At 54.7% G+C, this 256-nt stretch carries 1 protein-coding gene; it reads right to left on the reverse strand.

Annotated elements, in window-relative coordinates:
- Positions 1 to 256 (reverse strand): acyl-CoA dehydrogenase family protein (locus A3709_RS20850; RefSeq protein WP_197484335.1); only part of this gene is annotated, 256 nt, incomplete at both ends.

Genomic DNA, 256 nt, shown 5'->3' on the forward strand with positions numbered 1-256 from the left:
TAGGTCCAGCCTTTGTTTTCCTCGCCAATGCGATTGCTCTGGGGCACCCTGACATTGTCGAAGAAAACCTGGTTAACCTCGTGATCGCCGGCCATGGTGATAATTGGCTCAACAGACACCCCGGGTGTGGCCATGTCGATTAACAGAAAGCTGATGCCCTGTTGCGGCCTCCCTTCGTTGCTGGTGCGCACCAGGCAGAAGATGTGGTCGGCTAAATGTGCATGCGTGGTCCAGATCTTTGAGCCGTTGACGATGT

The organism is Halioglobus sp. HI00S01 (assembly GCF_001635445.1).
Taxonomy (GTDB): domain Bacteria; phylum Pseudomonadota; class Gammaproteobacteria; order Pseudomonadales; family Halieaceae; genus Halioglobus; species Halioglobus japonicus.